This window comes from Microbacterium sp., assembly GCF_026393345.1.
In the GTDB taxonomy this organism is placed as follows: Bacteria; Actinomycetota; Actinomycetes; order Actinomycetales; family Microbacteriaceae; genus Microbacterium.
Genome location: NZ_JAPLAI010000001.1, coordinates 1 through 8,813, shown reverse-complemented (window position 1 = coordinate 8,813; position 8,813 = coordinate 1). Strand labels below are relative to the sequence as shown.

Genomic DNA, 8,813 nt, shown 5'->3' with positions numbered 1-8,813 from the left:
TCTCGGCATCCAGGCCTTCGAGCCTCAGCTCGTCGAGGGCAAGGCCATCCAGCTGCACCCGCTCGTGTGTGCCGCGTTCAACGCGGACTTCGTCGGTGACCAGATGGCTGTCCACCTGCCGCTGTCGGTCGAGGCTCAGGCCGAGGCCCGCATCCTGATGCTGGCGTCGAACAACATCCTGAAGCCGTCCGACGGCCGCCCGGTCACCCTGCCTTCGCAGGACATGATCATCGGTCTGCACCACCTGACCACGGTCAAGGCGGGAGCAGCCGGTGAGGGCCGTGTGTTCGGTTCGGTCGGCGAGGCGATCCTGGCCAAGGACGAGGGAACCCTCGACCTGCAGGCCAAGGTCCGCATCCGCATCCGGGGTCTGTCCTTCCTCGAGGGCGAGGCGCCCGAGAACTACGAGCGCCACGGCCTCGTGGACGCTTCGCTCGGTCAGGCGATCTTCAACGACACCCTGCCCAAGGGCTACCCGTTCGTTCGCGAACAGGCCGACAAGGGCAAGCTGTCGCAGATCGTCAACAAGCTGGCCGAGGAGTACCCGAAGGTGGAGGTCGCGGCCTCCCTCGACCGGATCAAGGACGCCGGCTTCTACTGGGCCACCCGTTCGGGTGTCACGGTGGCGCTGAGCGACGTGCTGACCCCGCCGAACAAGCCGGAGATCATCGCGGTGCACGAGAAGCGTGCCGCGAAGGTCCAGTCCCAGTACGAGAAGGGTCTCACGACCGACGCCGAGCGTCGCCAGGAGCTCATCAAGATCTGGACCGAGGCGACCGATGAGGTTCAGGCCGCGATGCGGGCGAACTTCCCGGAGGACAACACCATCAACCGCATGGTGTCGTCGGGTGCTCGTGGTAACTGGCTGCAGATCCGGAACATCGCCGGTATGCGAGGCCTGGTGAACAACCCGAAGGGTGAGATCATCGCCCGTCCGATCATCTCCTCGTACCGCGAGGGTCTGTCGGTGGCGGAGTACTTCATCGCGACGCACGGTGCCCGTAAGGGTCTGGCCGACACGGCCCTCCGTACCGCCGACTCGGGTTACCTGACCCGTCGCCTGGTGGACGTCTCGCAAGATGTCATCATCCGCGAGGAGGACTGCGGCACGTCCAAGGGTCTGGTGCTGCCGATCGCCTCTGCCGGTGCCGACGGCGTCCTGGTCAAGGACGCCAACGTCGAGAACTCGGTGTTCGCCCGTACCCTTGCTGCCGACGTCGTCGACAGCAAGGGAGAGGTGCTCGCCGCGGCCGGCTCCGACGTCGGTGACATCGTGATCAACCAGCTCGTCGAGGGTGGCATCACCGAGATCAAGGTTCGTTCGGTCCTGACGTGCGACTCCGCCGTCGGTGTGTGCGCGAAGTGCTACGGCCGTTCGCTGGCCACCGGCAAGGTCGTCGACATCGGCGAGGCGGTCGGCATCATCGCCGCCCAGTCGATCGGTGAGCCCGGTACCCAGCTGACCATGCGTACCTTCCACACCGGTGGTTCTGCCTCCGCTGAGGACATCACGCAGGGTCTGCCCCGTGTGCAGGAGCTGTTCGAGGCGCGTACCCCCAAGGGTGCATCCCCGATCGCCGAGTCCGCTGGCCGGATCACGATCGAGGAGACCGAGAAGCAGAAGAAGGTCATCCTCACGCCCGACAACGGCGACGAGCCGCACGTCTACCCGGTCCTCAAGCGCGCCACCCTCCTCATCGAGGACGGGCAGCACGTCGAGGTCGGTCAGCCGCTGCAGGTCGGAACGCTCGACCCGAAGGAGATCATGCGCGTCATGGGCGCCCGCGAGGTGCAGAAGTACCTCGTCGGCGGTGTCCAGGGTGTGTACCGCTCCCAGGGTGTGCCGATCCACGACAAGCACATTGAGGTCATCGTGCGCCAGATGCTGCGCAAGGTCACCGTCGTCGACCACGGCGACACCGGCCTGCTGCCCGGTGAGCTGGTGGATTCCCGCCGGTTCATCGACCTCAACCGCGCGTCGGTGGCCGAGGGCAAGCGTGCCGCGTCGGGTCGTCCGGAGCTGATGGGTATCACCAAGGCGTCGCTTGCGACGGAGTCGTGGCTGTCGGCCGCCTCCTTCCAGGAGACGACCCGCGTGCTCACCCAGGCGGCGATGGAAGGCAAGCGCGACCCGCTCGTCGGCCTCAAGGAGAACGTCATCATCGGAAAGCTCATCCCCGCCGGCACCGGCCTTGCGAAGTATCGCAACGTCGTGGTCGAGGCGACGGAGGAGGCGAAGAGCGAGCGGTACCCCAACCGCATCTTCGCGTCCGACGGTGCGTACAGCGACGCCGACCTGAGCTACGTCGATTTCGACAGCTTCTCGACGGACGACTTCACGCCCGGCACGTACAACTGAATCGGGCGGATGCGGCGGAACCCGCCGCATCCGATCCTCGACCGAAGGCCCCGAGCATCACGCTCGGGGCCTTCTGCGTTGTGTGCGCGCCGTTGCCCGGCGGTGCGGCTCGGCGGACGTAGCGTGGAGGGGGGAGGAATCGTGGCGCGGGTGGCGGGACGCAACAGTGTCATGGCGTGGGTGGTCGGTATCGGCTGCGCCGCCGTCGTCGGCGTGCTCCTGGTGCTTGCGGTCCCTGCGATCCCCGCCGCGGTCTCGCTCGTCGGCGACACCCTGAGGGGCGCGAACACGGTGCCCTCGTTCGCTCAGGCAGGTACTGCCCTGGTCGGCGACACGACCGCCCCGGAATGCCGGGCGCTGTACACGGACGCCCTCTGGTCGCAGCTGACGCAGCGCGCGGGTGGCGACCCTGTGCAGGACACGGCTCCTCCCGCCACGGCCGCCACGACCCTCACGGCCGCGCTGGCGCCCTCCGTCCGGGTCACGTGCACCTTCACCGGGGTCAACGCAGGGCGGATCGTCACGACCGTCTCCGACGTCGCGGCGAATGCGGTGTCGGTCGCCCGAGCGACGCTCGAGGTCAGCGGCTTCGTCTGCACCGAGTTCGCCGGCGGCATCCGGTGCCTGCGCACCGACGGCAGCACCGTCGAAGAGGATGTCATCCGTGATGGACTGTGGGTGACGACGGCCTTCGAGGGCTGGCAGCCGGACCGTTACGCCGAGCGGATGGCGCAGCAGCTCTGGCCGGAGTAGTCGCTCAGCCGAACAGGTGCGCCACGATGCTGTCGGTGTAGCCGGACGGCGCGAGGTTCGAGTACGAGGTGTCGATCATGACGCCGTCGCGCCAGAACAGGGTGCGCCCATCCTGCACCGGGTACTGCTCGTTCACCCAGCTCCTCTCGCACCGCGTCCCGCCGGTGGGGGTGTAGCAGGTGAAGCCCTGCTCGCCGGCGAGCCGGTTCAGTAGCTCGAGGGCGGGCCCGCGATCGACGCGCGACACCGTGGTCTCGAGGAACGTGGTGTCGGCCCCGGGGTCGCGCCACAGGCACACCAGGCTGCCGTCGGGCTGCACCCCGGTCGGCACCCCCGTCGCCGGATCGTTCAGCGGCGTGCCGCCCAGCTGCGACAGCACCGCTTCCGACAGCATCGCGCGGCAGTCGGTCGGGAACGTCACCGGAGTCGCGCTCGGCGTGGGGGTCGGCGACGCGCTCGGGGACCCGGTGGGAGAGGCGGTCGCGGAGGCGGACGGTGAGTCGGATGCGGGCGCGCCCGGCTCCGGAGCACACGCCGCCAGCAGGACGAGCACGAGCGCAAGCGGTCCCAGGGCGGTCGCGAGGCGGTGTCGGGCGGTCATGTGCTCACGGTAACGCCCCGATTCGACCCGACGACTGCGCGCCTGCGCGAGTCGTCGCCGGAGGGCGGCTACTCTCGCGTTGCGGGCGAGCGCCCCGCATGAGGAGCGGATTGCGATGAGTGACCCCAACACCACCCCGAACGGCGAACCCGTCGAGGAGGACACGAGCGTGGACGACGCTGTTGCGCGCGCGAACGAGGGACTCGCGGATGCTGAGCTCGCGGGCCGCGAAGCCGTCGCCGAGCCTGTCGTCGTCGAAGAGACCGTCGTTGAGCGGACGGTCCGTGACGAGCCCGGATCCGTGAGCGACGCCGCCGGCGGGACAGTGGTCGAGGAGGAGGTCGTCGAGGAGACCGCCTGGTACGACCGCCCGCTCGATGAGACCCCGGGTGCCGCCGAGCCCGACGGCGTGGTGGAACGCCCGACCCCGGTTGCGGACGCTGAGACCGTCGTCGTGCCCGCGCCCGTCGAACCGGTCGCCGTGCCGGCCGACACGGATGACGCAACCGACACCTACGTCGCTCCCACCTACGTCGCCGCCGCAGGCGCCCAGCCGATCTTCGTGCAGGCTCCCGAGGCTCCCCGCCCCCGCGGCAACCGCGGCGCGGCGGGACTCATCGGCCTGCTCGCGGCCCTCGCCTTCGCGGTGCTCTACCTCGGCGTGATCCTCGCCGCCGCCTTCGCCTTCGGGTACCTCTCGGGTGAGAACGTGCTCGACTACACCGTCGGCACCCTCACGTCCTGGCTGTTCTGGACGCCCGTGGTCGCGTTCTTCCTGGGGTTCTGGCTGCTCGGGGCGGTTCTCAACCGCGGGCGCTGGGCGCACTGGGTCATCTGGGGCATCCTCGTCGGTGTCGTCTCGTACGCGGGATACATCCTCGGTGCCCTGCTCCAGGCGCCATTCTGGACGCTCACCGCCCGTGAGGGCGAGGATCTCCTGGCCGGGCAGCTGTTCGCCCCCTACGCGATCGTCGTCTTCGTCCTCGGTCGTGAACTCACGATCTGGTTCGGCGCGTGGGTCGCTGCACGCGGTCGCCGGGTGACCGAACTGAACGATGCCGCCCAGCGCGAGTACGAGCGCACGCTCGAGGCGGGGCCGCAGCTGCAGCAGCGATGAGCACGCAGGCGCCGCCGCCACGGCCGCCGGTCCGGCCGGCGGTCGCGCTCGCGTTCTGCCTCATCGGTTTCTTCGCGCTGATCGTCGCGGGGCTGGGCCTGTCCAGCCTCGCGACCGACACCGACGTCATCTCCACCCCCGGCCTCGGGCAGGTTCCCGGAGTCATTGGCGTGGCCGCGGCCTCGATAGCCTTCGCGGGGACCGTCTGGGGCACCATCCGGCGTCCGCATCCGTCCTTCGGCGCCGCGTTCGTGGTCGTCGTCGCCGCCTGGCTCGCGTACGTTCTGATCACAGGAATCGCCGCCGCCGTCGTGGTTGCCGATATCGGCGCCGGGATGGCGGTGACCGGCTCCCTCGCGATCGGGTGGCCGGGGCTCATCGTGGCCGCGGCGGCATTGATCGCCGGGTGGACCGCGATCGCATTGGTGCGCACCCGCGCCGCTCGCCCGCAGTGGCCGTGGGAGCGCGACGACGAGGAGTGACCGAAGGGCGGCTCGCCGCATCCGGCCGAATTCACCCCCGTTCCGCGGAAACACGGCTGCGGGAGGCTACCGTGGTGTGCGTGGAGCGCTCCCTTGAGACGCAGGTGAGCCAGGCCGTCGATGCCTGGCTGCGCTGGTTGCCGCGCTGGGAGCCCTCGACCCACCGCGGCCGGGTCGCTCCGTGCCGCCGCTGCCTGGGGTCGCCGATCCTCTCCGCGGCAGGACTCGGCGCCGATGCGCCGCACGCCGTGCAGCACGGGCTCTCCACGCGGATCAAGGCGATCGTCGACCGCGCCGTCGCCGACTACACCGCGCGGAACCTGCCGCTCCTCCAGACGGAACTCGACCAGCAGGCAGCGCGCAACCGGGCCCGCACCTATCGACCGGCCGAAGGGCTCGAACCGGAGTTCGAGGGCCTGCCGCTCGACCCCGAACCCGCCCCGGGCGCACCGTTCCTGTTCACGCTCGCCGGCCTCGCCGAGCAGGCCGACGCGAGCGCGCCCGCCCTCCCGCCGTTGACCGACGAGGCAAAGGCCGCGCTTCGTCAGGAGGTGGGCCTCGCCGACGACTATGCGAACATGGTGGGCCGGGAGGTGTGTGCCATCCTCCTGCATCATCGATTGCGCATACAGGGGGAGATCGCCCGCTACGTCGAGCCCCAGATCGAGGCTCTCCTGGATGAGCTGACCCGTTCGCTCGACGCCCCCTTCGACCCCCGTGATTTCGACGGACCCCGACCCTGAGGCACCGCCCATGCACACCGCACTCGCCACCTCCGTCTCGCCGCTCATGCCGCAGGCGGGCGACCTTGTCCTGCTGACGCTGCTGTCGCTGATTCCCGCGGTCATCGTCTACGTCTGGACGGCCCTCGCGCTCTCGCGCGTGTTCGCCAAGATCGGCATCGACGGGTGGAAGGCGTGGGTGCCGGTCTACAACGCGGTGGTGTTCCTCGGTCTCGGTGGCCTGAGCGGGTGGCTGCTGCTGCTGTACCTCATCCCCGTCTTCGGCCCGATCTTCGTCTATGTCGCCGTGGTCACCGCGGCGCACCGGGTGGGAACGTCGTTCGGCTATGGCGCCGGGATGACGGTGCTCGCCGCGCTGCTGTTCCCGGTGTGGGCCAGCATCCTCGGTTTCGGCGGCGCCGAGCCCCGCGCCGGCCGCGACGCCTACGCCTACGGCGCCGGGGACGACACCGGCGAGGCGTTCCGTGCCCTGTCGCCCGACTTCGGTCGTCAGGGATTCGGCGAGCAGCCCTTCGAGGCCCGGCGCGATGTGCCGGCACCGTCGGCGTGGATCCCTCCGGCGCCCGCCCCGTTCGCCGCGAACGTCGCCCCCGCGCCGAGCACCTCGCCTCCCCCCGCGTACGACCCCGCCCCGGTCGAATCCGCACCCGCCGGCTCGCCCTGGGCGCAGGACGAGCCCGCGCTGCCGCCGGCGCCCGCACCCGTCCACGCACCGCCGTCCTGGGACGCGCCCGCTGCGTCGGAACCCGCGGAGCCCGCCCCGGTCACGTCATGGTGGATGCCGGCCCCCGAGGCGGAGGATGCGGCCGAGGCTCCGGCGCCGCAGCCCGCCGCCGCCGCGCCGCAGCCCACGCCCGCCCCGCAGCCCGCTCCCGCCGCGCCGCAGCCCGTCGCGGAGCCCGTCCTTCCGGAGCCGGCCCATCCGTCCACCCCACAGCCGGCCGCCGAGCAGCCGAAGGTCGAGTCGGACTGGCAACGCATCTTCGAGCCGGAGCCCGAGCCCGAGCCGGCCGCCCGGCCCGAGCCCCTGCCGGCACCGGAACCGGCGCCGGAGCCTCTCGCGCCGCGGCCCGTCCTTCGCCAGGCCTATGTCCCGGAACCGGACGCCTTCCCTGCGGAGTCCGGCGCCGTCTCCGCTGTCGTCGGGTCGCCCACCGCTGGCGCGCCCCGTGCCGCGGCAGCTTCGATCTCCGCCTTCCGCCCCGGAATGAGCGATTTCGTCGACGACACCGTCATCGCTTCCCGGAAGCGCCCCGCATGGTCGCTGCACCTGCCGGACGGCACGGTGGTCGAGCTGACCGGAGAGACCGTCGTCCTCGGGCGTCGGCCGGTCCCGGTGCACTCCGCCCCCGGCGCGCAGCTGATCACCGTGATGGAAGACACCCGCACGGTCTCGAAGACCCATGCGCTGCTCCGTCGGCAGTCCGAGGCATGGGTGATCTCGGACCTCGGTTCCACCAACGGCGTGGTCGTCGATGAGGTCGAGGTGGAGCCCGGGGCGACCGCCGCAGTAGAAGGCGATTTCCTGCTCGGGGATGCCGTCCTTCGGCTGGTCCGACGGGAACGTTGACGCTCGGTTGACCGTCCCTCTCACCCGGCGTATGATTGACCGGGTGTGCGCTCACGCGCGCCCTGCGTCGTGCCTCGGTACGGGGTCGGGCGCGAGGATGCGCACCATCTCAGGGAAGGGCCTGCGAACAGGTCACCCCCACGGCATATCCACCACTCCATCCGTCAGTCATCCTGCCGGACCGGTGGATCCATGTGAGCCCGCTCGGACGCGAATCGTCATCGAGCGGGGGAGACCACGTCGCTGTCACCGTGCAGCACAATCAAGGAGAGAACGTGCCAACCATTCAGCAGTTGGTTCGCAAGGGCCGTACGCCGAAGGTCTCGAAGACCAAGGCGCCGGCGCTGAAGGCGAACCCGCAGCAGGCAGGCGTCTGCACCCGCGTGTACACCACCACGCCCAAGAAGCCGAACTCGGCGATGCGCAAGGTCGCCCGTGTCAAGCTCCGCAACGGCACCGAGGTCACCGCGTACATCCCCGGCGAGGGCCACAACCTGCAGGAGCACTCGCTCGTGCTCGTCCGCGGTGGTCGTGTGAAGGACCTGCCCGGTGTGCGTTACAAGATCGTCCGCGGCGCCCTGGACACCCAGGCCGTCAAGAACCGTAAGCAGGCTCGTAGCCGCTACGGCGCGAAGAAGGGTTAAGGAATATGCCTCGTAAGGGTCCCGCCCCGAAGCGCCCCGTCGTCAACGACCCGGTTTACGGCGCCCCCATCGTCACCTCGCTGGTCAACAAGATCCTCGTCGACGGCAAGAAGTCGCTCGCCGAGTCGATCGTGTACGGCGCCCTCAAGGGTGTCGAGACCAAGACCGGGTCCGACGCCGTCGCCACGCTCAAGAAGGCGCTCGACAACGTCCGTCCCACCCTCGAGGTCAAGAGCCGCCGCGTCGGTGGCTCGACCTACCAGGTGCCGGTCGAGGTCAAGCCGCACCGCGCCAACACCCTGGCGCTGCGCTGGCTCGTCAGCTACGCGAAGGGTCGTCGTGAGAAGACGATGACCGAGCGTCTGCAGAACGAGATCCTCGACGCCTCGAACGGCCTCGGTGCCGCGGTCAAGCGCCGCGAAGACACCCACAAGATGGCCGAGTCGAACCGCGCGTTCGCGCACTACCGCTGGTAACCCCTTCGACGGTCTCAGGGACCCTTCCGCGTTCCTGGGCCCGTCGCACCCCCTCTTCGCAGTACACC

Annotated in this window: 9 protein-coding genes; 8 read left to right on the top strand and 1 reads right to left on the bottom strand. The window is 70.0% G+C overall.

From position 1 onward, the window contains the following. Both rpoC and NT132_RS00040 read left to right on the top strand, forming a co-directional pair. Positions 1-2,359, top strand: a 2,359-nt coding sequence (rpoC, locus tag NT132_RS00045; RefSeq protein WP_297782894.1) for a DNA-directed RNA polymerase subunit beta', incomplete at its 5' end; no start/stop codon positions are given. A 141-nt stretch (positions 2,360-2,500) separates the two neighbouring features. Continuing rightward, positions 2,501-3,112: a hypothetical protein gene (locus NT132_RS00040; RefSeq protein WP_297782891.1), complete on the top strand. Its 612-nt coding sequence runs from the start codon at positions 2,501-2,503 to the stop codon at positions 3,110-3,112. 4 nt (positions 3,113-3,116) lie between these two features. On the opposite strand, the gene NT132_RS00035 is transcribed toward NT132_RS00040, so the two are convergent. Next, a complete protein-coding gene (locus tag NT132_RS00035; protein WP_297782889.1) occupies positions 3,117-3,713 on the bottom strand; it encodes a hypothetical protein in 597 nt (198 codons plus the stop codon). Positions 3,714-3,828: 115 nt separating this feature from the next. On the opposite strand from NT132_RS00035, the gene NT132_RS00030 reads away from it, so the two are divergent. The 6 genes from NT132_RS00030 (at position 3,829) to rpsG (ending at position 8,745) form a co-directional block, all read left to right on the top strand. Beyond that, complete coding sequence (locus tag NT132_RS00030) at positions 3,829-4,830, top strand: ABC transporter (RefSeq protein WP_297782886.1); 1,002 nt, start codon at positions 3,829-3,831, stop codon at positions 4,828-4,830. Next, positions 4,827-5,312 carry a hypothetical protein gene (locus NT132_RS00025; protein WP_297782883.1) on the top strand — a complete coding sequence of 162 codons (486 nt, stop codon included), beginning with the start codon at positions 4,827-4,829 and terminating at the stop codon, positions 5,310-5,312. The genes NT132_RS00030 and NT132_RS00025 overlap by 4 nt, the downstream gene beginning before the upstream one ends. An 80-nt stretch (positions 5,313-5,392) precedes the next feature. Further along, positions 5,393-6,055, top strand: a complete 663-nt coding sequence (locus NT132_RS00020) for a spermidine/putrescine ABC transporter substrate-binding protein (RefSeq protein ID WP_297782880.1) — start codon at positions 5,393-5,395, stop codon at positions 6,053-6,055. Between the two features lie 10 nt (positions 6,056-6,065). Next, the gene (locus tag NT132_RS00015) at positions 6,066-7,625 is read left to right on the top strand and encodes a DUF5684 domain-containing protein (RefSeq protein WP_297782877.1); all 1,560 of its coding nucleotides are present in this window, start codon (positions 6,066-6,068) and stop codon (positions 7,623-7,625) included. Between the two features lie 275 nt (positions 7,626-7,900). After that, a complete protein-coding gene (gene rpsL, locus NT132_RS00010; protein ID WP_067194597.1) occupies positions 7,901-8,269 on the top strand; it encodes a 30S ribosomal protein S12 in 369 nt (122 codons plus the stop codon). A gap of 5 nt (positions 8,270-8,274) precedes the next feature. After that, a complete protein-coding gene (gene rpsG, locus NT132_RS00005; RefSeq protein WP_297782868.1) occupies positions 8,275-8,745 on the top strand; it encodes a 30S ribosomal protein S7 in 471 nt (156 codons plus the stop codon). Positions 8,746-8,813 lie beyond the last annotated feature (68 nt).

Coding starts and splice junctions, on each gene's coding strand:
- NT132_RS00025 (WP_297782883.1), top strand. CDS start 4,827: ATGAGCACGCAGGCGCCGCCGCCACGGCCGCCGGTCCGGCCGGCGGTC.
- NT132_RS00030 (WP_297782886.1), top strand. CDS start 3,829: ATGAGTGACCCCAACACCACCCCGAACGGCGAACCCGTCGAGGAGGAC.
- NT132_RS00015 (WP_297782877.1), top strand. CDS start 6,066: ATGCACACCGCACTCGCCACCTCCGTCTCGCCGCTCATGCCGCAGGCG.
- rpsG (WP_297782868.1), top strand. CDS start 8,275: ATGCCTCGTAAGGGTCCCGCCCCGAAGCGCCCCGTCGTCAACGACCCG.
- NT132_RS00035 (WP_297782889.1), bottom strand. CDS start 3,713: ATGACCGCCCGACACCGCCTCGCGACCGCCCTGGGACCGCTTGCGCTC.